This window comes from Corynebacterium tuberculostearicum (assembly GCF_032821615.1).
GTDB lineage: Bacteria > Actinomycetota > Actinomycetes > Mycobacteriales > Mycobacteriaceae > Corynebacterium > Corynebacterium tuberculostearicum_H.
The window spans coordinates 134,286-157,818 of sequence record NZ_JAVBIF010000005.1 but is presented as its reverse complement, the minus strand read 5'-3'; the positions used below and the strand labels follow the sequence as shown (position 1 = coordinate 157,818).

General features: G+C 57.7%; 21 protein-coding genes, 2 tRNA genes and 1 pseudogene. 15 read left to right on the top strand and 9 right to left on the bottom strand.

Annotation, left to right across the window (positions count from 1 at the left end):
- Nucleotides 1-208 (top strand): annotated as a pseudogene (locus RAE09_RS06085) (IS1249 family transposase); the annotation flags it as partial.
- A gap of 145 nt (nt 209-353) precedes the next feature.
- Here the strand turns inward: RAE09_RS06085 and RAE09_RS06080 are convergent.
- Nucleotides 354-428: transfer RNA gene (locus RAE09_RS06080), tRNA-Gly, on the bottom strand.
- Nucleotides 429-550: 122 nt separating this feature from the next.
- Here RAE09_RS06080 and RAE09_RS06075 point away from each other — a divergent pair.
- From RAE09_RS06075 to tig, 3 genes are all read left to right on the top strand, one after another.
- The gene (locus tag RAE09_RS06075; RefSeq protein WP_316981220.1) at nt 551-1,375 is read left to right on the top strand and encodes a flagellar basal body-associated FliL family protein; all 825 of its coding nucleotides are present in this window, start codon (nt 551-553) and stop codon (nt 1,373-1,375) included.
- 134 nt (nt 1,376-1,509) lie between these two features.
- Nucleotides 1,510-1,583: transfer RNA gene (locus RAE09_RS06070), tRNA-Pro, on the top strand.
- Between the two features lie 90 nt (nt 1,584-1,673).
- Entirely contained in the window at nt 1,674-3,032 is a 1,359-nt protein-coding gene (tig, locus tag RAE09_RS06065) for a trigger factor (protein ID WP_005324044.1), read from the top strand.
- A gap of 173 nt (nt 3,033-3,205) precedes the next feature.
- Here tig and RAE09_RS06060 read toward each other — a convergent pair whose 3' ends face one another.
- The 6 genes from RAE09_RS06060 to RAE09_RS06035 form a co-directional block, all read right to left on the bottom strand.
- Nucleotides 3,206-3,787 (bottom strand): NADPH-dependent FMN reductase, encoded by a 582-nt coding sequence (locus RAE09_RS06060; RefSeq protein WP_005324045.1) that lies wholly within the window; start codon nt 3,785-3,787, stop codon nt 3,206-3,208.
- A 39-nt stretch (nt 3,788-3,826) separates the two neighbouring features.
- A complete protein-coding gene (locus RAE09_RS06055; RefSeq protein ID WP_167315513.1) occupies nt 3,827-3,997 on the bottom strand; it encodes a hypothetical protein in 171 nt (56 codons plus the stop codon).
- An 85-nt stretch (nt 3,998-4,082) separates the two neighbouring features.
- On the bottom strand, nt 4,083-5,108 hold the full coding sequence (gene nrdF / locus RAE09_RS06050; protein WP_005324047.1) for a class 1b ribonucleoside-diphosphate reductase subunit beta: 1,026 nt from the start codon (nt 5,106-5,108) through the stop codon (nt 4,083-4,085).
- Between the two features lie 52 nt (nt 5,109-5,160).
- A complete protein-coding gene (gene nrdE / locus RAE09_RS06045) occupies nt 5,161-7,356 on the bottom strand; it encodes a class 1b ribonucleoside-diphosphate reductase subunit alpha (protein WP_200435299.1) in 2,196 nt (731 codons plus the stop codon).
- Nucleotides 7,357-7,406: 50 nt separating this feature from the next.
- Nucleotides 7,407-7,874, bottom strand: a complete 468-nt coding sequence (gene nrdI / locus RAE09_RS06040; RefSeq protein ID WP_005324049.1) for a class Ib ribonucleoside-diphosphate reductase assembly flavoprotein NrdI — start codon at nt 7,872-7,874, stop codon at nt 7,407-7,409.
- Between the two features lie 115 nt (nt 7,875-7,989).
- Nucleotides 7,990-8,670, bottom strand: coding sequence for a metal-dependent transcriptional regulator (locus RAE09_RS06035; RefSeq protein ID WP_005324050.1), 681 nt, complete (start codon nt 8,668-8,670; stop codon nt 7,990-7,992).
- 138 nt (nt 8,671-8,808) lie between these two features.
- Between RAE09_RS06035 and RAE09_RS06030 the strand changes: the two genes are divergently transcribed.
- The 6 genes from RAE09_RS06030 to RAE09_RS06005 all read left to right on the top strand — a co-directional run bounded on the left by RAE09_RS06030 (nt 8,809) and on the right by RAE09_RS06005 (nt 14,125).
- The gene (locus tag RAE09_RS06030; protein WP_005324051.1) at nt 8,809-9,408 is read left to right on the top strand and encodes an ATP-dependent Clp protease proteolytic subunit; all 600 of its coding nucleotides are present in this window, start codon (nt 8,809-8,811) and stop codon (nt 9,406-9,408) included.
- A gap of 20 nt (nt 9,409-9,428) precedes the next feature.
- On the top strand, nt 9,429-10,052 hold the full coding sequence (locus RAE09_RS06025) for an ATP-dependent Clp protease proteolytic subunit (protein ID WP_005324052.1): 624 nt from the start codon (nt 9,429-9,431) through the stop codon (nt 10,050-10,052).
- Nucleotides 10,053-10,289: 237 nt separating this feature from the next.
- Nucleotides 10,290-11,792 (top strand): peptide MFS transporter, encoded by a 1,503-nt coding sequence (locus tag RAE09_RS06020; RefSeq protein ID WP_179386885.1) that lies wholly within the window; start codon nt 10,290-10,292, stop codon nt 11,790-11,792.
- 322 nt (nt 11,793-12,114) lie between these two features.
- Nucleotides 12,115-13,413, top strand: a complete 1,299-nt coding sequence (locus RAE09_RS06015; RefSeq protein WP_316981219.1) for an inorganic phosphate transporter — start codon at nt 12,115-12,117, stop codon at nt 13,411-13,413.
- A 3-nt stretch (nt 13,414-13,416) separates the two neighbouring features.
- Nucleotides 13,417-13,707, top strand: a complete 291-nt coding sequence (locus tag RAE09_RS06010) for a hypothetical protein (protein WP_005324056.1) — start codon at nt 13,417-13,419, stop codon at nt 13,705-13,707.
- 163 nt (nt 13,708-13,870) lie between these two features.
- The gene (locus tag RAE09_RS06005; RefSeq protein WP_005324057.1) at nt 13,871-14,125 is read left to right on the top strand and encodes a hypothetical protein; all 255 of its coding nucleotides are present in this window, start codon (nt 13,871-13,873) and stop codon (nt 14,123-14,125) included.
- Nucleotides 14,126-14,224: 99 nt separating this feature from the next.
- On the opposite strand, the gene fabG is transcribed toward RAE09_RS06005, so the two are convergent.
- Complete coding sequence (gene fabG, locus RAE09_RS06000) at nt 14,225-14,992, bottom strand: 3-oxoacyl-ACP reductase FabG (protein ID WP_179386884.1); 768 nt, start codon at nt 14,990-14,992, stop codon at nt 14,225-14,227.
- A 227-nt stretch (nt 14,993-15,219) separates the two neighbouring features.
- Here fabG and clpX point away from each other — a divergent pair, with 227 nt between their 5' ends.
- Complete coding sequence (gene clpX, locus RAE09_RS05995) at nt 15,220-16,515, top strand: ATP-dependent Clp protease ATP-binding subunit ClpX (RefSeq protein ID WP_005324061.1); 1,296 nt, start codon at nt 15,220-15,222, stop codon at nt 16,513-16,515.
- Between the two features lie 66 nt (nt 16,516-16,581).
- On the opposite strand, the gene RAE09_RS05990 is transcribed toward clpX, so the two are convergent.
- Nucleotides 16,582-17,349 carry a TetR/AcrR family transcriptional regulator gene (locus RAE09_RS05990; protein WP_316981218.1) on the bottom strand — a complete coding sequence of 256 codons (768 nt, stop codon included), beginning with the start codon at nt 17,347-17,349 and terminating at the stop codon, nt 16,582-16,584.
- Nucleotides 17,350-17,722: 373 nt separating this feature from the next.
- Between RAE09_RS05990 and RAE09_RS05985 the strand changes: the two genes are divergently transcribed.
- The 4 genes from RAE09_RS05985 to RAE09_RS05970 all read left to right on the top strand — a co-directional run bounded on the left by RAE09_RS05985 (nt 17,723) and on the right by RAE09_RS05970 (nt 23,518).
- Nucleotides 17,723-18,673, top strand: a complete 951-nt coding sequence (locus tag RAE09_RS05985) for a malate dehydrogenase (protein WP_316981217.1) — start codon at nt 17,723-17,725, stop codon at nt 18,671-18,673.
- Nucleotides 18,674-18,753: 80 nt separating this feature from the next.
- Nucleotides 18,754-21,474, top strand: a complete 2,721-nt coding sequence (locus RAE09_RS05980) for a valine--tRNA ligase (RefSeq protein WP_316981216.1) — start codon at nt 18,754-18,756, stop codon at nt 21,472-21,474.
- Nucleotides 21,474-23,009, top strand: a complete 1,536-nt coding sequence (folC, locus tag RAE09_RS05975) for a bifunctional tetrahydrofolate synthase/dihydrofolate synthase (RefSeq protein WP_316981215.1) — start codon at nt 21,474-21,476, stop codon at nt 23,007-23,009. Before RAE09_RS05980 ends, folC begins: the two co-directional genes overlap by 1 nt.
- Nucleotides 23,006-23,518, top strand: coding sequence for a DUF4233 domain-containing protein (locus tag RAE09_RS05970; protein WP_150851524.1), 513 nt, complete (start codon nt 23,006-23,008; stop codon nt 23,516-23,518). Before folC ends, RAE09_RS05970 begins: the two co-directional genes overlap by 4 nt.
- Nucleotides 23,519-23,533 lie beyond the last annotated feature (15 nt).

The following is a 23,533-nucleotide window of genomic DNA, read 5'->3' as shown; positions in this document are numbered from 1 at the left end:
GTGGCTCTACCTAAAAACTGAATTGCCCGACGATCCCGTAGAAATCGCCAGGCAATCCAACTGGGGACAGGACCAACTCGCCAAAGTACAAACCCTGACCCACAATGAGAACCAAGCCGACCACGAAACAGGACGACCAGCCCTCTACGACAACGCTATCGACACCAACTACACCCATTCAATCGGCATCCAAAAAGGCCAAATCTAACCCCAGCGACACGCCGAGCCAGACACACATTTTGACCCTTAACCCCCACCCTACACTTCGTTGCACGCGTACGCCGTTTACCATGAGTAGCCAGCGATGATGGATGGAAAACAGAAAATCGCCCACCTAAAAGATGGGCGAAACGTGGAGGGAATGACGGGAATCGAACCCGCGTCTTCAGCTTGGAAGGCTGAGGTATTAGCCACTATACGACATTCCCACAGCGCGCTATTGAAACGCTGCGCCATACTTTAGCGCACGTGGGGGCAAAAATGAAAATAGGGAACTAGGCTGGCGCCTGAGTCGTTGTTATAAGCGGAACGGCCCTATCTATAGAAAGCGATGATCATAGTGGGAATTTTGCTCCTTGTGCTGGCAGTGGGCGGAGGCGCGTGGTTGATGTCCTCGCGCAACTCTCAAAAACGCCGCGAGGAACGAGAAGCACAGCAATTGGCCGATGCACAAGCCGATGCTCGCCGGTGGATTGAACGCCTGGGCGGCCAAGTAATGCAGATTTCTGGCACAGACTCTGCCTCCCAGCAGGCAATGGCCGATGCGTCCGAGCGTTTCACGGCAGCTAACTCGGCGATTTCGCGCGCCACCACCGCAAAGCAGGCAAACCTAGCGCGTGAGTCCGCTTTGGAGGGCATGCATTATGTGAATGCTGCGCGCGAGATTATGGGCATGAACCCAGGCCCAGAACTGCCGCCGCTCGAGGGGCAGCGCGCCGCCGGCAAGGTGACGGAAAAGCGCACGGTGGAAGCGAATGGCCAGCAGATTACTGCCTCGCCGTATGCTTCCGCGGATACCCCGAACTACTACCCAGGCGGAACCGTGGCCGGCCGTCCGGTTCCGGCGGGTTGGTATTCCCGTCCATGGTGGGCTGATGCATTGCAGACCGGCGTGTGGATGGTTGGCTACTCCATGATGTTCAATGCCCTGTTCTCCGGCATGTCTGGCATTGGTTATTCCGCGGCCGCTGCTGAAAGCGGCGACTGGGGTGGCGGTGATGGCATGGGCGATGCCGGCGAAATGGGCGGTGACGCTGGCGATGCTGGCGACGTCGGTGACATGGGCGGCGGCGATGACGGCGGCGGCCTATTTGATGGCCTTGGCGATGGCGATGGCGGCGGATTCTTTGACGGAATGTTTGATTTCGATTTCTAGCCGCTAGGCTGTCAAAAGCGGCCTCTGTGCTGCGTTGATTCCATTAAGTGGGGGTCCGTTTAGGAGATTTAAAACGGACACGGTACACTGTCTCAGGTATGCAACGCAGCCAAGGCAACTTGGTGGCCTACATACGGGGCGTGGCGCAGTTTGGTAGCGCACCTGCTTTGGGAGCAGGGGGTCGCAGGTTCAAATCCTGTCGCCCCGACGTATGGGGGTCTGGAAATGCCCTAATAAGGATTTCCGGACCCCCTTTAAGTTTATGTACGTAAAACAATGAAGCCAGGGAGATTCACTCGTGAAGACCACCGTAGACAAGCTGAGCGATACCCGCGTTAAGCTCACCGTCAACGTTCCGTTTGCGGAGCTGGACCAGGAAATCGATCAAGCTTACGCGGCAATCGCGCAGCAGGTTTCTATTCCAGGTTTCCGTAAGGGCAAGGCACCGCGCCAGCTTATTGACGCTCGCTTCGGCCGCGGCCCCATCCTGGAGCAGGTTGTCAACGACATGCTGCCTTCCCGTTACGAGCAGGCAGTCAAGGAAAACGATCTGAAGGTCATCGGCCAGCCGGACGTTGACATTTCCAAGATCGAAGACAAGGACTTTGTGGAGTTCACCGCCGAGGTTGATATCCGCCCTGAGTTCGAGATTCCGGACTTCTCCAAGATCTCCGTTACCGTTCCGGCCCTGAAGGCTGACGAAGAGGACGTCGACAAGGCTCTGGAGGAGCTGGCAGAGCGCTTCGGTGAGCTCAAGGACACCAAGCGCAAGATGAAGACCGGCGACTACGCCATCATCGACATCACCGCTGAGATCGACGGCGAGAAGATTGAAGACGCTTCCACCGAGGGCCTTTCCTATCGCATCGGTGACGATGACCTCATCAAGGGTCTGGACACCGCCCTGCGCGGCATGAAGACTGGTGAGGATAACGAGTTCACCTCCACCATCCAGTCCGGTGAGCACAAGGACGAAGAGGCCACCATCAAGGTCCACGTTCAGCAGTCCAAGGAGCGCAAGCTGCCGGCTATGGACGATGAGTTCGCTCAGATGGCTTCTGAGTTCGACACCATGGACGAGCTGCGTGAGTCCACCAAGACCCAGGTGGAGGAGACCAAGAAGGCTGAGCAGGCTGCACAGATCCGCGATGAGGTTCTGAAGTCCGCACTGTCCGAGGTTGAATTCGAGCTGCCGCAGTCCGTAGTGGACGAGCAGGCTCACTCCCAGCTGCACCAGATCTTGGGCCAGCTGGCTCACGATGAGAAGGCACTGGCTCAGCTCCTTGAGGCACAGGGCACCTCTCGCGAGGAGTTTGATAAGCAGACTCGCGAGCAGGCAGAAGAGTCCGTCCGCACCCAGCTGTTCCTTGACGCCGTAGCCGAGAAGGAAGAGCCGGAAGTTTCCCAGCAGGAGCTGACCGACCACATCCTGTTCACCGCTCAGTCCTACGGCATGGACCCGAACCAGTTCATCCAGCAGCTGCAGTCCAACGGCCAGATCGCAAACCTCTTCTCTGACGTGCGCCGTGGCAAGGCACTGGCTGCCGCTATCTGCCGCACCACCGTCAAGGATGAAGAGGGCAACGACGTAGACGTTGACCAGTACTTCGGTGAAATCGAAGAAGAGGACGCTGCAGAAGCTTCCGAGGAGAAGTAATCTCCCGCTTGTAACGCGCTGCTGCCACATGTGTGGTGGCGAGCGCGCATGAAACCCCGGATTCAGGTAACTCAAGGATGAGCCTGAATCCGGGGTTTGTGTCATTGTGAACGCCCTCTAGGAGTCTTTGAGTACTTCGAAGAGGGCGTGATGTGTGTTGGCTGGGGATACCGCTAGCCGTTCTTGGCTCTAAAGGCCTCGTCGGTCAACTGCAGGAAGCGCATAACGTAATCCTTGACAAAGTCTGCGGTACGTTGATTGAGATGTCCGGACTCTTCGAAAAGGGTGGGGGATTGGCCCAGAAATACTTCGGGCTGACCAGGGAGCGGCATGTCGAAGTAGGACAGAGCGAGGCGAAGGTTCTTCTGTGAACTGTAGCCGCCCATGCGGCCTACAGAGTGGCTAATGATACCTGCGGGAAGGTTCTTCCACGCCACATCTGAGTTGGGTTTAGAGCCGATGTCCACTGCGTTTTTGAGGCAGGCAGGGATAGTGCGGTTGTTCTCTGGCGTAATGAAGAGGATCCCGCTCGAGTTCTTGATGGTCTCGCGAAAGGTGGTGTACTCAGCCGGAGTGGGCTTGTCCGTGACGGCGGGGTCATCGTAGTCGAAGTCATAGAGCGGCAAGTCACGGATTTCCACGATGTTTGCCTCGTAGCCTTCAGGGATCATCGTGAGCACCTCGTGTGCAATCTTGCGTGCAAATGACTCTCGGCGCAGGCTGCCGACGATAACGCTGATACGTGGGGTGGTCATGGTAAACCTTCTTTCTTAGTTGGGTGTAGGGAGACGTGGTCAAGGGAGAAAAGGCTTGCAGCCAAAGGCCGGTGGTGGGCCGGCAGCGTGGGCGGCGGTGAGGAAGCCATCTACTTTGTCTCCTTCTTCATGGCGGAAGTACAGATCGATGAGTCCTAGAAGCCCCCCGAGGACGGCCTCTCGTGCGGCGGATGTATTCAACAGCCGCATGGCTGCGGGTTGGTTTCCTTCGCGGATGGCTTCAAACAGCGCGATGGTCTCAAGCCAGCTTCCTTGGTCCGGTCGCGGAAAAGGTTTAGAAATCCCAGTCATCATCACTCGTTTCTTCAGCAGTACCAATGACATAGGAGGAACCAGATCCGGAGAAGAAGTCATGGTTCTCATCTGCTCCGGGGGCTAGGGCCGCGAGGATTTCTGGGTTCACTTCCGTTTCTTCGGGCGGGAAATAATCCGGGTAGCCCAAATTCATGAGTGCCTTATTGGCGTTATAGCGAACGAACACGGCTACATCATCCATGAGTCCCAAAGGCTCATATAGCTCGCCGGAATAGTCCAGCTCTAGTGCATAAAGCTCTTCGAGCAAAGAAATGGTGAAATCATGCATCTCCTTCTGCCGTAGCGGGGTCGTGGATTCCAGACCGCGCTGATATTTGTAACCCGAGTAGTAGCCGTGCACTGCCTTGTCACGCAGAATGAGGCGGATCATGTCTGCCGTATTTGTCAGGGTGGCGTGGACAGAAAAGTGCAAGGGAAGATAGAAACCCGCGTAGAGAAGCAGCGAGGAAAGCAACGTCGATGACACCTTGCGTTTGAGTGGATCCGGCCCAAAATAGTGCGCGAGAACTTTCTTGGCGCGTGCCTGGAGAAGGTCGTTATTCACCGCCCAGCGGTATGCTTCATCAATTTCCTTTGTACTGCTCAGGGTAGAAAACACTGAAGAGTATGAACGGGCATGGACTGACTGCATGAACGCGATGTTGGTATACACGGCCTCCTCGTGTTCGGTGCGGGCATCTTGAATCTGACAGATTTCACCCACGGTGGCCTGGACAGTATCCAGGGTGGTGAGTCCCGTGAACACCCGCATGGTGAGGTTGCGTTCCTCGGGTGTCATCTTCTGCCACGCCGGGAGATCATTAGAAAGCGGGACCTTCTCTGGCAACCAAAAGTTGGTGGTTAGACGGTTCCACACTTCAAGATCCTTGTCATCGCTCACCCGGTTCCAATTGATGGCGCGGATGCGGGCTGAAGGATCATGCCGGTAGCTCGGCGGAGTAACTGAAATGCTGGTTAGTTCAGCACTATTCGATGTTGACGACATAGCTTCTTTCTTTCTGAGTGAATGGTTGTGGACAAGGGGGAGGACCGTGCTCCTACAGAGCACAGGAGACGCAGCCTTCGACCTCGGTTCCTTGGAGCGCGGATTGGCGTAAACGGATGTAGTAGAGGGTCTTGATTCCGGCTTTCCAGGCATAGATTTGTGCCTTGTTGATGTCCCGCGTGGTGGTATCAGCGGTAAAGAACAAGGTCAGGGAAAGCCCTTGGTCCACGTGTTGGGTGGCCATGGCGTAGGTGTCGATGATTTTTTCGTATCCCACGGCGTAGGAGTCATCGAAATACTCCAGGTTGTCGTTGGTCATTTCCGGCGCGGGGTAGTACACGCGCCCCAAGCGGCCTTCCTTGCGTATTTCAATTTTGGAGGCAATTGGGTGGATGGACGCGGTGGAGTCATTGATGTAGGAAATTGATCCAGTGGGTGGAACTGCCTGCAAGTAGGCGTTGTAGATGCCGTCTTGCATCACTTGATTCTTGAGCCGTAGCCAATCCTCGCGTTGAGGGATCTGCACGCCTGCTTCGTGGAAGAGCTGTTTTACGTGTTCAGTGGCTGGCGCCCAGTCTTGGTCGACGTATTTGTCAAAGTAGGCGCCAGTGGCATAGGTGGATTCTTCGAAGCCTGTGAATCGTTGACCTTTTTCAACCGCGAGTGCATGGGATGCGCGGAGCGCATGGTAGGTCACCGTGAGGAAATAGATATTTGTAAAGTCCAGTGCCTCGGCGCAGCCATAAGGAATACGCTGTGAAGCAAGGAAGCCGTGGAGATTCATTTGGCCCAGACCAATGGCATGCATGGAAGCATTTCCGTGAGCGATGGAGGGAACAGCTTCGATATTCGTCAGGTCTGAAACCTTCGTGAGGGCACGCACTGCGGTTTCGACGGTCTCCCCGAAGTCCGGCGATTCAAAAGCCTTCGCAATGTTGAGCGAACCTAGATTGCAGGAAATATCCTGGCCAACAGTGGTGTAGTCACCCGAAGCTCCGTAGGTCGATGGCGTGTTGACCTGGAGGATTTCGCTACACAGGTTGGACATATTGATATGTCCTTTGAGGGGATTAGCGCGGTTGACCGTATCCTCAAAGAGGATGTAGGGGTATCCGGATTCAAACTGAAGCTCAGCCAGCGTGGTGAAAAACTCGCGGGCCTTAATGGTCGTGTGAGAGATTCGCGGATTGGCAACCAGCTCGTCGTAGTACTCGGTGATGGACATGTCAGACATGGCTACGCCGTACTCGCGAGCGATGTCATACGGGCTAAAAAGATGCATATCCTTGTTCTCTTTGGCCAGACGGAAGGTTATATCTGGAATAACAACCCCCAGCGAAAGAGTCTTGATGCGGACTTTCTCATCGGCATTTTCCCGCTTGGTATCCAGGAAGCGAAGAATATCTGGATGGTGCGCATGCAGGTAGACGGCTCCAGCGCCCTGCCGGGAGCCCAATTGGTTGGCATAGCTGAAGCTATCTTCGAGAATCTTCATGACTGGGACTACGCCGGAAGCCTGGTTCTCAATCTTTTTGATCGGGGCTCCGGATTCGCGCAGATTGCTCAGCAACAGGGCCACTCCACCACCGCGCTTTGATAGTTGCAGTGCAGAGTTCACGCAGCGGCCAATGCTCTCCAAATTGTCTTCGATTCGCAGGAGGAAGCAGGAGACCAGTTCGCCGCGCTGGGCTTTGCCTGCGTTGAGAAAAGTAGGGGTGGCGGGCTGGAAGCGTCCGGTCATGATGTCATCCACCAGCTTTTCTGCGAGCTCTTCGTCGCCCTGTGCAAGGTATAAAGCTGTGGTGGCGACGCGTTCTTCGTAGCCTTCTAGGAATCGGGAGCCATCAAAGGTTTTCAGTGCATATGAAGTGAAGAACTTAAATGCGCCGAGGAAGGTGCGGAACTGATGCTTAACTCGATGTGCTCTGTCGTACATGGCGCACAGAAAGGCGTCATCATAAAGCTCAAGGAAATCCCGCTCGTAGTACTCGTTATCAACCAACCATTCCAAGCGCTGCTTGGTGGAATCGAACTGATGCATGCGGGGAGCGACATGGTGTGTGACATAGTCTTGTGCTGCCTGAATGTCCTTGTCAAACTGGATTTTTCCAGAAGCGTCGAACAAGTTCAGCTGCGCGTTGAGTGCGTGGTAGCTCTTGCGCTTGCCGACACCGCCGGCATTGTCTGCTGAAGCGGTGCGGGGCGTAGCGCCGATAGTCTGTGTGGGGGTGGCATCAAGAGGCCACATTGTGTTTTCCAATCTGTGTGATGCGGATGTGTTCTTCATCTTGTGGGGGATTAATGGGGTGTCATCGTTAGCTGCTTTTGCTGCTCCCAAAACTTCTGAAGGCCCTGCTTTACGGCGGCGATGTCCTTCTGGGTGCCGAGAAGCTCGAAGTGATACAGCTCCGGTACGTGGCACTTGGCGGAAATGATGCGTCCGGCGACGCAGTAAGCACTTCCGAAGTTGGTATTCCCTGAGGTAATAACGCCCCGGATAAAGGAGCGGTTGATTGGGTCATTGAGGAAGTCGATGACCTGTTTGGGGACTGCGCGTTTGAGCGAGCCGCCGCCGTAGGTGGGAACGATGAGTACGTACGGGTGTGAAACCTGGATCATCCCGGTTTTCTTGGGGCGCAGTGGAATGCGCACCGCGGGTCTATCTAAGCGTTCGACGAATCTTTTCGTGTTCTCTGAAACGCTGGAAAAGTACACCAAATCTGGTGAGTCTGACATGGCAATCCTGCTCATCCTGGCCTTAGCCATAAGTGGGGTAGGTGATATTCGAAAAGACTAACTACGTAATGCCGTAGTTGCAACTACGGTCTAACGTAGTTTTGAAAAGGGCAGGTGAGAGCAGGATTAATGCAAAGGGGAATGTCTAAAGGTTGTGGTGTGCTACAAACACTGCGTCGGTAGCTGGGCGTCCAAGTACTACCCACTGAGTGCCGCCGGCCACCTGTATTTCGAGAGAATCTGAAAAGGGCGCTCCCTCGCGCGTGCTAAGAACAGCCCCAGTGACAATGCCGCGCTCTTCAAGGAACTTCAGCAGTTGTGGGTCGGAATCAGAAATGCGTTCCACGGTCACCTGCGATTGTGCACCGCTGTCGGTGAGGCGATGCGCACTGGGGATGGTGATCTGTCCATCAACCGTAGGGATAGGATCGCCGTGCGGATCCCTAGTGGGGTAATCAAGGAACTTATCCACACGTTCTATGAGCATGTCAGACACCGCGTGTTCGAGATTTTCGGCTTCATTATGGACTTCGTCCCAGGTGTAGCCCAATGCTTGAACCAAAAAAGACTCAAGCAATCGGTGACGGCGCACCATGACCAATGCGTACTGCCTGCCAAGTTCGGTTAACTCCACAGAGCCATAGGGCGTGTGTGACACGAGCCCTTGCTTCGCCATTTTGCGCACTGCATCGGAAACCGAGGAGAGCTTGAGTCCCAGCTGTTTCGCTATAAGCGTGGCGGTAACGGGCTCGGATGACCATTCCTTTAGCCCCCAGATAGCTTTCAAATAGTTCTGGGTACTGGTGGACAGCTCGGAAACAGACATGAGTAAATGTTAACCCAGCTTCCGTGTGCGCCTTTGGCGCTGTGGCCCAACGCTCATAGCGAACAGAGGCCAAGTTTGAGAGGAATGCCGGTAAGGTGGGGCCAGTTAAAGCATTCTTCACTTGAAGGAGAACCACTAATGTCTGAGAAGATTTCAATGAACTCGTCGTCTACGGGTATGAATCTGAGCGATAGCGTGTACGAGCGCCTGTTGCGCGAGCGCATTATCTTCCTGGGAACCCAGGTCGATGATGAGATTGCGAACAAGCTGTGCGCCCAGATCCTCCTGCTGTCCGCCGAGGACCCCACTCGCGACATTTCGCTCTACATCAACTCCCCGGGTGGCTCTGTCACTGCGGGCATGGCTATTTATGACACCATGAAGTACTCGCCGTGCGATATTGCCACGTACGGCATGGGCCTGGCTGCCTCCATGGGTCAGTTCCTGCTTTCCGGCGGCACCAAGGGCAAGCGCTACGCTCTGCCGCACGCGCGCATTATGATGCACCAGCCTTCCGCTGGTGTCGGTGGTACCGCTGCGGATATCGCGATCCAGGCTGAGCAGTTTGCTCAGACTAAGCGCGAGATGGCCGAGCTCATTGCAGAGCACACCGGCCAGACTTTTGAGCAGATCACCAAAGACTCCGATCGTGACCGTTGGATGACCGCACAGCAGGCTAAGGACTACGGCATTGTTGACCATGTCATTGAGTCCGTTAACGGTCCGCTGAGCAACTAGGGAATAAGGAGAAAATCACTATGAATCAATCCCAGATGCCAAGTTCCCGCTACGTTCTGCCGTCCTTCATTGAGCAGTCCGCACAGGGCACTAAGGAAACCAACCCATACTCCAAGCTTTTTGAAGAGCGCATCATCTTCCTGGGAACCCAGGTGGATGATACTTCCGCCAATGACATCATGGCGCAGTTGCTAGTCCTGGAAAGCCAAGACCCGGACCGTGACATCACCATGTACATCAACTCGCCGGGTGGTTCCTTTACCGCGCTGATGGCTATTTATGACACCATGCGCTACGTGCGTCCTGACGTTCAGACCGTGTGCTTGGGCCAGGCTGCTTCCGCAGCAGCAGTGCTCCTAGCTGCGGGGGCACCGGGCAAGCGCGCAGCGCTGCCAAACTCCCGCGTGCTTATCCACCAGCCGGCGACCCAGGGTACCCAAGGCCAGGTTTCTGACTTGGAGATCCAGGCCGCCGAGATTGAGCGCATGCGTAAGCTGATGGAAACCACCCTGTCTGAGCACACTGGTCGTACCGCTGAGCAGATCCGCATTGACACTGACCGCGATAAGATTCTGACCGCTCAGGAGGCCGTCGAATACGGCATCATCGATACGGTCTTTGATTACCGCAAGCTCAATGCATAATTTGGAATAACGCTTTCCACGTGGCCCCTGCCGCGCAGCCGAATCCCGGTTGTGCGGCAGGGGCTTTTGGCATTGTGGGGCAGGGAAGGGGCAATTCCCTGCTAATTCTTGCTGCACCCGAATGGGGTAATGCTCTCTGCGCAATATCTGCAGGTCGTTAGGTTTATTTCTATCGTGCGACACTAAACTTATAATGGCCAATTTGTGATTTAGGCCTCCAAGTGGTCAGATATCTTCATGGAGAAACACACATCTGACGCGGCGGCCCAAGCTGCTGCGCCCACGCCGCAGAGCGGCGAACGTACATTCTTTGGCCACCCTTGGGGCTTGGCCAACCTCTTTGGCGTGGAAATGTGGGAGCGATTTAGCTTCTACGGCATGCAGGCACTTGTCTTGCTGTACATGTATTACGCCACTACCGATGGCGGTCTTGGTCTAGACCGCGCGGACGCGACATCCATCGTGGGTGCGTATGGCGGCTTGGTGTACATGGCTTGCTTGTTGGCTTCCCTAGTTGCCGACCGAGTCTTGGGTGCAGAGCGCACTCTGTTCTATTCGGCCGTTCTGGTTATGGCCGGCCACCTCGCGTTGGCGTTTATCCCCGCGGTAACTGGTTTGGCCATTGGTCTTGTCCTCATTGCGATTGGTTCCGGTGGCGTTAAGACCACCGCGCAGGTTGTGCTTGGCTCCATGTACTCCCGCGATGACCCGCGCCGTGATGGTGGCTTCTCCATTTTCTATATGGGCGTCAATATCGGTGGCCTCTTCGGACCGCTGATTACTACTGCGTTGTGGGGCTGGAAGGGCTTCCACTGGGGCTTCGGCATCGCGGCAATCGGTATGGCGCTCGGCCTGATTCAGTATTCCCTGATGCGCAAGACCACCATCAAGGATGCAGGGCATGAGGTTCCAAACCCGGCTAGCTCGAAGCAACTGCTCATGGGCGGGGTTGTAGTAGCCGCCATCATTGTGATTATGGTGGTGGCATTGGCTACCGGCGCTATTCAGGTTGATTGGCTGTCCAATATTGTTACCGCGGTTGCTCTGGTAGCAGCAATCTATCTATGGGCGCAGATGTATACCTCGAAGTTGGTGACCCGCGAGGAAAAGAACCGCCTGTTGGGCTTTATTCCGATGTTTATTTCCGGTGTTTTGTTCTTCGGAATCTTCCAGCAGCAGTTCACCGTAATGACGATTTATGCGGATGTGCGCTTGGATCGCCACATGTTTGGTTGGGAAATCCCGCCATCACTGGTGCAGTCCATTAACCCAATCTTTATTGTTATTTTCTCCGCTATCTTCGCAACGATGTGGACGAAGCTAGGGAATAGGCAGTGGTCCACCCCAGTAAAGTTCGGCGTAGCCAATATCGTCATTGGCATCTCCTTGTTCTTCTTCCTGCCGTACTCGGGTGCAGCGGCGAACTCCACGCCGATGTATGTCATCATCCTCATCCTGTTCCTGTTCACTATGGCGGAGCTTCTCCTCTCGCCAGTAGGAAATGCGCTTGCTACCAAGGTGGCGCCGGTGGCATTCCCGTCCCGAATGATGGCGGTATGGATGATGGCGGTGGCTATGGGTACCTCGCTGGCCGGCTCCTTGGCTAGCTTCTATAACCCGGATGATGCAGGAGCGGAGAATACCTTCTTTATCTCTCTCGGCGTTGTATCCATCGTGTTGGGCGCCATCCTGCTTGTTCTAAGCCGCTGGGTGGTAAAGAAGTTCTCTACCTTCCGCTAGGTGCTGTAAAACACCCTTAAATGGGAGGTATGTCGGCGTGATGTTGGCATACCTCCCTAAGTGGTTTTTATCACTCGGGTTAAGCGGGGAAGGTGGGGGGGAACATAAACGGTATGAGCTGGGGAAGTTGTGTCCCGCTGGGCTTCTTTTGGGCTCGATTCTAAGCCCCAGCAGGTTAACAAAAGGTTAACCAAAGGGAATATTAAAGAAAATCAATTGTCTGTGGATAGGCGCAGGGGTAATCTGCATTTCGTCCGCGACGCGTGAAAGCGTCGTAGGTGCGTACCGTGTTCATCTGTTTTCTTTCCAAGGGGCCAACGCTGTGACAGCGACTCTGATTATCCTCGGCATTGTGGTGGTAACCGCCCTTGCCTTTGACTTTACGAACGGATTTCATGACACTGCCAACGCGATGGCTACGTCCATTGCCACCGGTGCTTTGAAGCCTTTTACTGCGGTGGCAATCTCCGCAGTCCTCAACCTTGTCGGTGCTTTCCTTTCGGTCAACGTTGCTGCGACCGTGGCAAAGGGCATTGTTAACCTCGATTCCTACGATCTAACTGGAGCCGCCGCCGATACCGACGGCCAGGCGCTTTTGATGGTGGTCTTTACCGGCCTCATCGGTGGCATCATCTGGAACCTGTTCACCTGGTTGCTGGGCATGCCGTCCAGTTCCTCTCACGCACTCTTTGGCGGCCTCATTGGTGCCGCCTTCGCTGCGATGGGCTCTACCGGTGTGGAGTGGTCCTCCATTGCCGGCAAGATCATTATCCCAGCCGTTGCCTCGCCTATTATCGCGGCGCTGGTATCCGCATGTGCGACCTTCCTTATCTACTGGGTTACCAACACCATTCCCAACAAGGCGAAGAACGAGCACTTCCGCCACGGTCAGATTGTTACCGCTTGCTTGGTGTCCCTGGCACACGGCGCTGGCGATGCGCAGAAGACCATGGGTGTTATCTTCCTGGCATTGGTTGCTTCCGGGCATGCGGTTGCTGACGCCCGCATTCCTACCTGGGTTATCGTTTCCTGTGCTGTGGCTATCGCGGCCGGCACCATGTCCGGCGGCTGGCGCGTTATCCGCACCCTGGGCAAGGGTCTGGTGGAGATTGAGTCCCCACAGGGCATGGCCGCTGAAGCTACTTCTGCAGCGATCATCTTGACCTCTGCTACCGGTGGTATGGCACTGTCCACTACCCACGTGTCCACCGGTTCCATTCTTGGTACCGGCCTGGGTCGTCGCGGTGCTGAGGTTCGCTGGGGTGTTGCCATGCGCATGGTGTCCGCATGGCTCATTACCTTGCCGTGCGCTGCGTTCGTGGGCTTTGCTACCTGGTGGTTGGCGCACGGCGTCTCCTCCTTTACCAACGTGGCAACCGGTGCCATTGTGGACTTCGTCTTGCTGCTGGCAATGGCCGCGCTCATTGTCATCCGCTCCCGCATGAACCCGGTGGATGCTTCCAACGTCAACAACGACTGGGATCCAAACTCCGAGTCCGTGGATTCCTCCATGGGTGCGGGCTCTGACCGCAAGGAGCCAGTTGCTGCCGGTGCCGCACCAGTATCCGCAACCAAGGCGGAGGATGTCTCCGCGCCGTCTACTGCTCAAGAGGAGCGCTAAACCATGACTGCTGCAGAAATCTTCCAGTCCCTCATTCACGTTGCAGGCTTGGCGCTGGTCTTCGGCGCTGGCATTCCGCTCCTGTTCTCCCTGGGCATGCGGTGCATGACCGGTGACCCAATTCGTGACGACAACGGCGTTGTCGTGGGCGATACTCCGGCAAGTACGCAGATGAAGGTACTGGGCTGGACCGTCTATGCGGTGTTGGCCGTAGTCATTCTCGTGGCCATCATGTGGATTGCTCGCGATACGCTGGACCACTACTTCGGCTTTACGCCGTTCGGTGATCTATAAAGAATCCTCTTGCCCGAGGGCAAACCTTCCGTGTGATGCGCGGCACACTTTTCCAAAGTTAACAAAAGGTTAACTTTAAGCGACCTAGGGGTTGCTTAGTGGGGGTGTGCCGCGTATATTCTTCTCTATCAGACAGAGAGAAAGCCACATGGAGGTGTGAGAAATGAACAAGATGCGTACTTTGATGGACGGCATCGCTGATGCGTTCAAGGGCTCCACCACTGGAACCGGCCTGGATACAGTTTCAGAAGCTCCGGTTCGCGCTTTGGTGGCAGAAACCCTGCTTGACGCTGATAAGACCCCTGCTACTACTAAGGACGTAGCAGAGGCGCTAGAAACCGTCACCGGTCATGCTCCGGATGAACACGAGATGCTCGATGCGGAACTTTTCCTGCTCGACTTCGATTGGCTGCAGTAAGCAGCTACTGAATGAAATCCCCACGAGGCCCCTTGCCGCACAGTGTGTAGCAGGGGGCTTTGTGCTGCGTGGGGTACACGGGGGCGTCGGCAAGCGCGGCTAATCGCGCGGCGGCAGTATGGCCTCAGGGGTCTCGGGCAGAAGCTGGCCGCCATCGATAATTAGTGTTTGGCCGGTGATGTAGCCTGCCTCTTCCGAAGCTAGGAAGGCTGCTGCAGTGCCAATATCGCGTGGGGTGCCCAGGCGGTGCAGCGGTACCGAGCGCGTCATTTGATCGAGGTACTCCTGGCCTTGGGCCTCGAGGCCCTCGGTGAGGATATTGCCTGGGAGGACCCCGTTGATGGTGATGCCATCGCGGGCCACCTCGAGCGCGGCCGAACGCATAAAGCCTTGTTGCGCGGCCTTGGAGGCGCCGTAGTGGGCCCAACCGGGAAAGCCCGTGTGCGAGCCGGTGATAGACGTTGTAATAACGATGCGTCCATAGCGGCGTTGCTTGAGATAGGGGAGCGCCTCCTGGACCACCTTGAAGGTGCCGTGGGTATTGATGGCAAACATCGCCTCCCACTTATCATCGGTCATCTCTGCCAGCGGGCAGTTGGGAAAGACACCGGCATTGGAGCACACAATGTCGAAGCCGCCGTGCTCGGCAGTGACCTGGCGGTACATGTCCTTAACCGAAGCGCGTTCGGTGACGTCCACGCGAATGGCGCTGGCACCCAACTCCTTGGCAGTAGCGGTGGCGTGGTCTAGGTCGATATCGGCGATGATGACGGTGGCGCCGGCCTCCCGCAGCGAGGCGACGATGCCACGGCCAATGCCGGAGGCGCCGCCGGTGACAATGGCTACCCGGCCTGTGAGATCGAACATGATGCTCCTGTTCCTAAAAGGGGTGGGATGAGGGTGATTTCACCTTCTAGTTTATGCCGCAAGAGCAGGAAGGGCCTGGGAAATTCGCCACGCGGGAGGGAATGAATGAAGGGCCTGTCGGGTTGATTTACTAAGCTAGAAACAGATGAAGATGAAGCCGCTCGGAAGGGTAGAATCGTCCTTCCGACTGTGGATAGCGGTACGAAAAGCGAGTGTGAAAGAACTTAATGGCACGTATGCAAGAAAGCGCTGACCTGCTCAAGTGTTCCTTTTGTGGCAAGAGTCAGAAGCAGGTGAAAAAGCTCATCGCCGGCGGCGGTGTCTACATCTGCGACGAGTGCATCGAGCTATGCAATGAGATCATCGAAGAGGAACTGGGCCAAGAGCAGGCGCAAGAATCCTCCGATGCAGAGGTGCGCCTGCCCCGACCCTCGCAGATTTCCGCCTTCCTCGATAAGTACGTGATCGGCCAGGACAAGGCCAAGCGTGTGCTGTCTGTGGCGGTCTATAACCATTACAAGCGCATCAAGGCCGAAGAATCGGCTGCGTTGGAGGCCCGCCGCAAGAAGGCCGAGGGCGATGAGGTGGAGATCTCTAAGTCCAATATCTTGATGTTGGGCCCCACCGGTTCCGGTAAGACCTACCTGGCGCAGACCTTGGCCCGGCTTCTCGATGTCCCCTTTGCCATCGCCGATGCCACCAGCCTCACCGAGGCCGGCTATGTGGGCGAAGACGTGGAAAATATCCTGTTGAAGCTGCTGCAGGCCGCGGACTTTGACGTGGAGCGCGCACAGCGCGGCATCATCTACGTCGACGAGGTGGACAAGATTTCCCGCAAGTCCGAGAACCCATCCATTACCCGCGACGTGTCCGGTGAGGGCGTGCAGCAGGCGCTGCTGAAAATCCTGGAAGGCACCGTGGCGGCCATCCCGCCGCAAGGCGGGCGCAAGCACCCGAACCAGGAGTTTATCCAGCTGGATACCTCCAATATTTTGTTCATCGTTGCCGGCGCTTTCGCTGGGTTGGACCAAGTCATTGCGGATCGCGTGGGCAAGAAGGGCGTGGGCTTTGGCGCCAACCTGGATACCAAGGACGAGCGCGAAAAGGTTGACCTCTTCTCCCAGGTGCGCCCCGAGGACCTAGTGAAGTTCGGTCTTATTCCAGAGTTCATCGGCCGCCTGCCTGTCGTGGCCACGGTGGATAACCTGGACCGTGAATCTTTGGTCAAGGTGCTCACCGAGCCCAAGAACTCCCTGGTTAAGCAGTACAGCCGCCTCTTTGAGATGGATGATTGCGAATTGGACATCGAGCCAGCGGCATTGGATGCCATCGCGGAGCTCGCCTTGGAGCGCAAGACGGGTGCGCGTGGCCTGCGCGCCATCATGGAAGAGCTTTTGGTCCCAGTCATGTACGACCTGCCAGACCGCGAGGATATTGCCACGGTACACATCACGCGGGAGTGCGTGACCGAGGGCGCGGAGCCGCAGTTTAGCTACAAGGACGAGGCCAAGGAATCTGCCTAGGCCTTAGCTGCCACAGCGCCTACTGGCGGGCTGTGGCAGGGTGGGGCGTGGGCCGGAAGGCCCGCGCTAGTACTCCTCGCTGTAGATATCCTGCGGGGAGGCCTCGTCGCCTTCTTCGGTATCGAACGAGGACGAGGTGAGGTAGGACTCGTGGCCCGAGTCCGGAATATTGGCGGTCAAAAACGCCAGCACAGCATCGACGGTGAGCCTATGCATGCCGTCGATATTTTCTTGGGTATTGAAGTTTACGCCCAGCATGTTTTCCACCATCACCTGGTTGGTCACGCGGTAGACCGTCAACGAGGAAATCAGGGTGAAGATGTCATTGGCGGAAATGCCGGGGCGGAAGGCGCCGGCGTCTTGGCCCAAAAGCAGCAAGCGGTCAAGGTGGAGGGCCACCCCGGCGACGTCGGCAATAGCCTGCTGTGCCGGGTCCACAATCTGCTGATTACTTTCCCATACCAGCATGCGGATGGCCTCCGGGTTGGCAACGCGCTCGCGGAAAAGCCAATCCACCAACTTGCGCACGCCTTCGACCGGAACTGCGGTATCGATTTCCAGGGCATCCTCAGGCGGATTGAGGCGCTGCGCGGCGGTGCTCAGCGCACGCAGGTACAAGCCCTTCTTATCGCCAAAGTGGTAATGAATCATGCGCTTGGACATGCCGGATTCTTGGGCGATGGTCTCTAGCTTGGTTTCTGTAAATCCGAAATGGGAAAACTGCTTGATCGCAACGTCCACCACGGAGTCAATGCTGACGGATTCCGCGTGGGCAGCGTGAGGAGAATCCGCCTGGTCTGCAGCCTGCAGTGGGTCAGTATTCTCTGTGCTCATTGCATAAGTCCTTAATCCTTGCGGCGCGGCGGTGGCGCGGTGAACTGATGTCTAATAGTGCGGGAGTTGGCAATCCCTATGCATTCTGGGTGTGCAGCGTGGGGGAGTGTCCCGCATTTCCTTTTCCTATCATGCCCGATTAATCACCCCGTGCGGGAGTATCTGGCCCATTGGGGGCGCTAATTTTGAGGTAAATGGGGGTAATTTATCGCAAGGGCCCTAGATTTTCCCTCCAAAAGAGGGGGCCAGATTCACAGCGCGAATGCTGGCGGTGGGGCTAAGCTCGGTGATGGATTACATTCCCTGGCGGTGCGAGCAATCTGGCTCGCGTGTGCCGCCCATGTCACAGCCATTATTGAGGAGGCTTTACACCATGACCCAGCCCGTCAAGATCACTGTCACCGGCGCCGCCGGCAACATCGCCTATTCGCTGCTGTGGCGCATCGCTGCTGGAGATGTGTACGGCAAGGACACCCCGGTGGACCTAGCATTGCTGGAAATTCCCGCTGCGGTGGAAAAGGCCCAAGGTGTTGCCATGGAGCTCAATGACTCCGCCCTGCCGTTGGTTAACTCCATCACGGTTACTGATGATCTCAAGGAAGCCTTTGAAAACACCTCGGCTGCCTTCCTCGTCGGCGCTCGCCCCCGCAGCAAGGGCATGGAGCGCGCCGACCTGCTGGAGGCCAATGGCGCCATTTTCACCAAGCAGGGCAAGGCTATCAATGACTACGCCGCGCGCGATGTCCGCGTGCTCGTGGTGGGTAACCCGGCTAATACCAATGCCCTCATCGCTGCGAATAATGCCCCGGATTTGGATGATTCCCAGTTCAACGCTTTGATGCGCTTGGACCACAACCGCACCCTGAGCCAGCTTGCGCTAAAGACCGGCAAGTCCACCACCGATTTCACCAAGGTGGCGGTTTGGGGCAACCACTCCGCTAGCCAGTTCCCGGATATTACCTACTCCAACGCCGAGGTGGACCAGGACTGGTACCGCGAGGAGATGATCCCCAAGGTGGCCAAGCGCGGTGCGGAAATTATTGAGGTTCGCGGTAGCTCCTCGGCTGCTTCGGCGGCGTCGGCAGCCGTGGACCACATGCATGACTGGATTCATGGCACTGAGGACTGGCGCACCGCGGCGGTGCCATCGGACGGATCCTACGGCGTCGACAAGGGCGTTATCTGCGGATTCCCCACTGTCAGCCGCAACGGCCAGTGGGAGATTGTGCAGGGACTGGAGCTCACTGAATTCCAAAAGGAGCGCATCGAGGCCTCTGTGGCCGAGCTGCGCGAGGAGCGCAAGGCCGTGGCGGACCTGCTCTAAAACACGGTCGGTGCGCACCTCATACTCGGTGCGCACCCTGCCTGGCTGAGCCGGTTGACGTGCAAGGTAGAATCGGCCAGGTGACTGAGCAAAATAATGAGCAATTAGTTGGTACCAACCGCGCCGATGCGCTGCCTAAGTCGTGGGAGCCGCAGGCCGTAGAGAAGGACCTCTATGAGGGCTGGGTAGAAAAGGGTTACTTCACGCCGGATGCGAATTCGGAGGCTGAGCCTTATTCCATCGTGCTGCCGCCGCCGAATGTGACCGGCCAGCTGCACATGGGCCACGCCCTAGACCACACGCTGATTGATTCCATTATCCGCCGCAAGCGCATGCAGGGCTACGCCACCCTGTGGCTGCCCGGTGCCGATCACGCCGGCATTGCCACCCAGACCAAGGTCGAGGCCAAGCTCAAGGAGACCGAGGGCAAAAAGCGCTGGGACTATGAGCGCGAAGAATTCATTGACAAGGTCTGGGAATGGAAGGAGCAGTACGGCGGCACCATCCAGAACCAGATGCGGGCCATCGGTGACTCCGTGGACTGGTCCCGCGAGCGCTTCACCTTGGATGATGGCCTCTCCCGCGCCGTCCAGACCATCTTTAAGAACCTCTACGATGAGGGCATGATCTACCAGGCCAACCGCCTGGTGAACTGGTCGCCGGTGCTAGAGACCGCCGTCTCCGATATTGAGGTCGTGTACAAGGACGTCGAGGGCGAGCTGGTCTCCATCCGCTATGGCTCGCTCAATGACGATGAACCGCACCTCATCGTGGCCACCACCCGTGTGGAAACCATGCTGGGCGATGTCGCCATCGCCGTACACCCAGACGACGAGCGCTACGCCGATTTGGTGGGCAAGGAGCTACCGCACCCGTTCCGCGATGACCTGAAGCTCAAGATCATCGCCGATGATTACGTGGACATGGAATTCGGTACCGGCGCGGTGAAGATCACCCCGGCCCACGATCCGAATGACTACGCGATGGGCACCCGCCACAACCTGGAGATGCCCACCGTTATCGATACCACCGGCCACATTGCCAATACCGGTACCCGCTTCGACGGCCTGACCCGCGAGGAAGCCCGCGTGGAGATCCGCGAGGCACTGCGCGAGCAGGGCCGCATTGTCAAGGAAATCCGCCCGTACGTCCACTCCGTGGGCCACTCGGAGCGCTCCGGCGAGCCCATCGAGCCGCGCCTGTCCCTGCAGTGGTTCGTGGACGTGGCCAAGATGGCCAAGGCCTCTGGCGACGCCGTGCGCGAGGGCGATACCACCCTGCACCCGCAGTCGCTCGAGCCGCGCTACTTCGAGTGGGTCGATGACATGCACGATTGGTGCATCTCCCGCCAGCTGTGGTGGGGTCACCGCATTCCTATCTGGTACGGGCCAGAAGGCGAGGACGGACAGCGAGACATCGTCTGTGTTGGCCCTGATGAGGAGCCGCCGGCAGGATACGAGCAGGATCCGGACGTGCTGGATACCTGGTTCTCCTCCGCGCTGTGGCCATTTTCCACCCTGGGTTGGCCGGAAAAGACCCCGGACCTAGAGAAGTTCTATCCCACCAACGTGCTGGTCACCGCCTACGACATCTTGTTCTTCTGGGTGGCCCGCATGATGATGTTCGGCACCTTTGCGGGCAGCCACGCCCCGGAGCTTTTGGGTGAGGGCACCGATGGCCGCCCGCAGGTTCCGTTCAAGGATCTGTACCTGCACGGCCTGGTCCGCGATGAGCAGGGCCGCAAGATGTCCAAGTCCTTGGGCAACGGCATTGACCCGATGGATTGGGTGCGCGATTACGGTGCGGATGCCCTGCGCTTTACCCTTGCCCGCGGCGCCAACCCTGGCGTGGACCTGCCGCTTGGCTCCGACGCCGCCGCGGCTGCCCGCAACTTTGCTACCAAGCTCTTTAACGCCACCAAGTTCGCGCTCATGAACGGTGCTGGAGTGGCCACGCTGCCGAACCGCGCGGAGCTTAGCGACGCCGACCGGTGGATCCTTGACCGCGCCGAAGAGGTCCGTGCCAAGGTGGATGACTACCTGGATGACTACCAGTTTGCTAAGGCCAACGAGCTGCTCTACCACTTCACCTGGGACGAGCTGTGTGACTGGTACTTGGAGATTGCCAAGACCCAGATCCCGCGCGATGGCGTAAGCGAGCAGGGCCGCAATACCCAGATCGTGTTGGGCCGCGTGCTCGACGTCGTCCTGCGCCTACTGCATCCGACCATGCCATTCGTCACCGAGGTGCTGTGGAAGGCGCTGACCGGCGGCGAGTCCATCGTCGTTGCACCGTGGCCTACCGTTGCCGATACCAATGGTGGCGCCACCAAGGATGAGGTGGCCGCCCGCCGCATCGAGGACGCCGATAAGCTCATCACCGAGCTGCGCCGCTTCCGCTCCGACCAGGGTGTAAAGCCTTCCCAGAAGGTGCCGGGCCGCCTCGACTTCGCCGCAGCGGATCTCGCCGGCCAAGAGGAACTGGTGCGCAACCTGGCCAATACCACCGCCCCAGGCGAGGATTTCGATCCTTCCGCCTCCATCGAGGTGCGCCTTTCCCAGGCCACCGTGGAGGTCACCCTGGATACCCACGGCGCGGTGGATGTAGAAGCCGAGCGCAAGCGCCTGGAGAAGGATCTGGCCAAGGCGAATAAGGAACTGGAGCAGACCGGCAAGAAGCTGGGCAACGAGAACTTCTTGTCCAAGGCACCGGAAGAAGTGGTCAATAAGATCAAGGAGCGCCAGCAGGTCGCCCGCGAAGAGGTCGAGCGCATCACCAGCCGTTTGGAGGGCCTGAAGTAGTGGCGGACAAGGACAAGGAGACTGAGGACTTCGAAATCGTCGATGCCCTCAAAGAAGGCACTGACGGTGGACCGGTGGAAATCACCGAGTCCGGCCTGACGCTCAACTTGGGCATGGGTAGCGAGGATGAGTACAACGAGGCCGCACCGCAAGAGGTGTCGGCTGAAGAGCTGCGCGCCCTTGCGGAGGTAGAAGAAGAGCTCAATGAGCGCTGGCCCGAGACCAAGATTGAGCCTTCCCTCGACCGCATCGAGATGCTCATGGATTTGCTGGGCCACCCTGAGCGTTCCTTCGATGTCATCCACATTGCCGGCACCAACGGCAAGTCCTCTACCGCGCGCATGGTGAATTCGCTCCTGCGGGCCTTCCACCGCCGCGTCGGCCTGGTCACCAGCCCGCACCTGCAGCGCGTCACCGAACGCATCGGCATCGATGGTCAGCCCATCCATCCGCGCGATTATGTGCGCATCTGGCACGAGATCAAGCCTTTTGTGGAGATGGTTGATGCCCAGTCTGACGTTCCCATGTCCAAGTTCGAAGTCCTCGTTGGCTTGTCCTATGCCGCGTTTGCCGACGCCCCCGTGGACGTCGCCGTCGTTGAAGTCGGCCTCGGCGGCCGATGGGATGCCACCAACGTGGTCAATGCGGACGTTTCCGTCATTACTCCGGTGGGCTTGGACCACACGGATTACTTGGGCGATACCCTCGCAGAGATTGCCGGTGAAAAGGCCGGCATTATCAAGCCGCGCGAGGATGCCGATGACCCGCTGACCCCCAACGAAAACATTGTTGTCATCGCCGAACAGGACCCGGAAGCAATGCGGGTTATCTTGCGGCAGGCCGTGGACGTGGAGGCGGGCGTGGCCCGCTCCGGTTCCGAGTTTGCTGCCCTCGAGTCCCGCATCGCCGTCGGCGGCCAGCAGGTCACTATCCAGGGCCTTGGCGGCATGTACGAGGATATTTTCTTGCCCCTGCATGGCGAGCACCAGGCCAAAAATTCCGCCGTGGCTCTTGCTGCGGTGGAGGCTTTCTTCGGCGCCTCGGCCGGCCACCCGCTGGATGTTGCCACCGTGCGCAATGGCTTCGCGCAGGCAATTTCTCCCGGCCGCTTGGAGCGCGTGCGCACCTCACCAACGACGTTTATTGACGCCGCCCATAATCCACATGGCGCCAAGGCGCTAGGCGCGGCGCTGGACCGCGATTTCGACTTCGCCCGCCTCATCGGTGTGCTCTCCATTTTCGCGGATAAGGACGCCACCGGCATCCTCACCGCACTAGAGCCGTACCTCACCGAGGTCGTCATCACCCAAAACTCCTCGCCGCGCGCGCTCGATGCCTACGACTTGGCAGAGACCGCCCGCGATATCTTTGGCGAAGAGCGAGTGCACGTAGCCGATAACCTGCCGGGCGCCTATGCCCAGGCCGTGGAGCTTGCCGAGGACGCCGAGGTCCAGTCCGGCTCCGGCATCATCATCACCGGCTCGGTCGTCACCGCTGGTGATGCCCGCGCGATGTTTGGAAAGGAACCTGCATGAGCCGCGATAATCACCACCCGCGCGGAGAGCACCAGCCTCGCCCGCCCCGACGCACCCGCGCCCGTGGCCGCGAGGAACAGGTCCCCGAAAGCGAGATCGGACCCCTCGGCATGGGCCAAGCCCCAGTCAAGGACCCGCTCAAAAGCTTCAACGGGATGGTCATTGCCAGCTCCCTGACCATGGAGGCGCTCGCCCTATCCTTCGCACTGCCGATGCTGTACAAGCTTTATGACGGCACCTTGTGGACCCCCTTTAACTACGGCTTTGTCATCGCCGCAGTGGTATTCCACCTCGTGATGATCGCGTTCATGAATAAGAAGTGGGCGCTGTCCGTCATTGTGTGGGCACAGCTGTTGTGCGTCATTGTGGGCTTTATGGTCCACTGGGCCGTGGCCGCCATCTTCATCATCTTTGGCATGGAGTGGCTGCTGGCCGTCTACCTGCGCAGCAACCTCATCGCCCGCATGAAGCGCGGTTACCTCACCACGCAGCACCTCAACGAGAAATAAGGCTCGATACCTCCG

What these genes read in the sequence shown, in the direction of transcription:
- RAE09_RS06075 (WP_316981220.1), top strand. Translation starts at nt 551, where the DNA reads ATGATCATAGTGGGAATTTTGCTCCTTGTGCTGGCAGTGGGCGGAGGC.
- RAE09_RS06060 (WP_005324045.1), bottom strand. Translation starts at nt 3,787, where the DNA reads ATGACCACCCCACGTATCAGCGTTATCGTCGGCAGCCTGCGCCGAGAG.
- RAE09_RS06055 (WP_167315513.1), bottom strand. Translation starts at nt 3,997, where the DNA reads ATGCGGCTGTTGAATACATCCGCCGCACGAGAGGCCGTCCTCGGGGGG.
- nrdF (WP_005324047.1), bottom strand. Translation starts at nt 5,108, where the DNA reads ATGTCGTCAACATCGAATAGTGCTGAACTAACCAGCATTTCAGTTACT.
- nrdE (WP_200435299.1), bottom strand. Translation starts at nt 7,356, where the DNA reads ATGTGGCCTCTTGATGCCACCCCCACACAGACTATCGGCGCTACGCCC.
- nrdI (WP_005324049.1), bottom strand. Translation starts at nt 7,874, where the DNA reads ATGGCTAAGGCCAGGATGAGCAGGATTGCCATGTCAGACTCACCAGAT.
- RAE09_RS06035 (WP_005324050.1), bottom strand. Translation starts at nt 8,670, where the DNA reads ATGTCTGTTTCCGAGCTGTCCACCAGTACCCAGAACTATTTGAAAGCT.
- RAE09_RS06030 (WP_005324051.1), top strand. Translation starts at nt 8,809, where the DNA reads ATGTCTGAGAAGATTTCAATGAACTCGTCGTCTACGGGTATGAATCTG.
- RAE09_RS06025 (WP_005324052.1), top strand. Translation starts at nt 9,429, where the DNA reads ATGAATCAATCCCAGATGCCAAGTTCCCGCTACGTTCTGCCGTCCTTC.
- RAE09_RS06020 (WP_179386885.1), top strand. Translation starts at nt 10,290, where the DNA reads ATGGAGAAACACACATCTGACGCGGCGGCCCAAGCTGCTGCGCCCACG.
- RAE09_RS06010 (WP_005324056.1), top strand. Translation starts at nt 13,417, where the DNA reads ATGACTGCTGCAGAAATCTTCCAGTCCCTCATTCACGTTGCAGGCTTG.
- RAE09_RS06005 (WP_005324057.1), top strand. Translation starts at nt 13,871, where the DNA reads ATGAACAAGATGCGTACTTTGATGGACGGCATCGCTGATGCGTTCAAG.
- fabG (WP_179386884.1), bottom strand. Translation starts at nt 14,992, where the DNA reads ATGTTCGATCTCACAGGCCGGGTAGCCATTGTCACCGGCGGCGCCTCC.
- clpX (WP_005324061.1), top strand. Translation starts at nt 15,220, where the DNA reads ATGGCACGTATGCAAGAAAGCGCTGACCTGCTCAAGTGTTCCTTTTGT.
- RAE09_RS05990 (WP_316981218.1), bottom strand. Translation starts at nt 17,349, where the DNA reads ATGAGCACAGAGAATACTGACCCACTGCAGGCTGCAGACCAGGCGGAT.
- RAE09_RS05985 (WP_316981217.1), top strand. Translation starts at nt 17,723, where the DNA reads ATGACCCAGCCCGTCAAGATCACTGTCACCGGCGCCGCCGGCAACATC.
- RAE09_RS05970 (WP_150851524.1), top strand. Translation starts at nt 23,006, where the DNA reads ATGAGCCGCGATAATCACCACCCGCGCGGAGAGCACCAGCCTCGCCCG.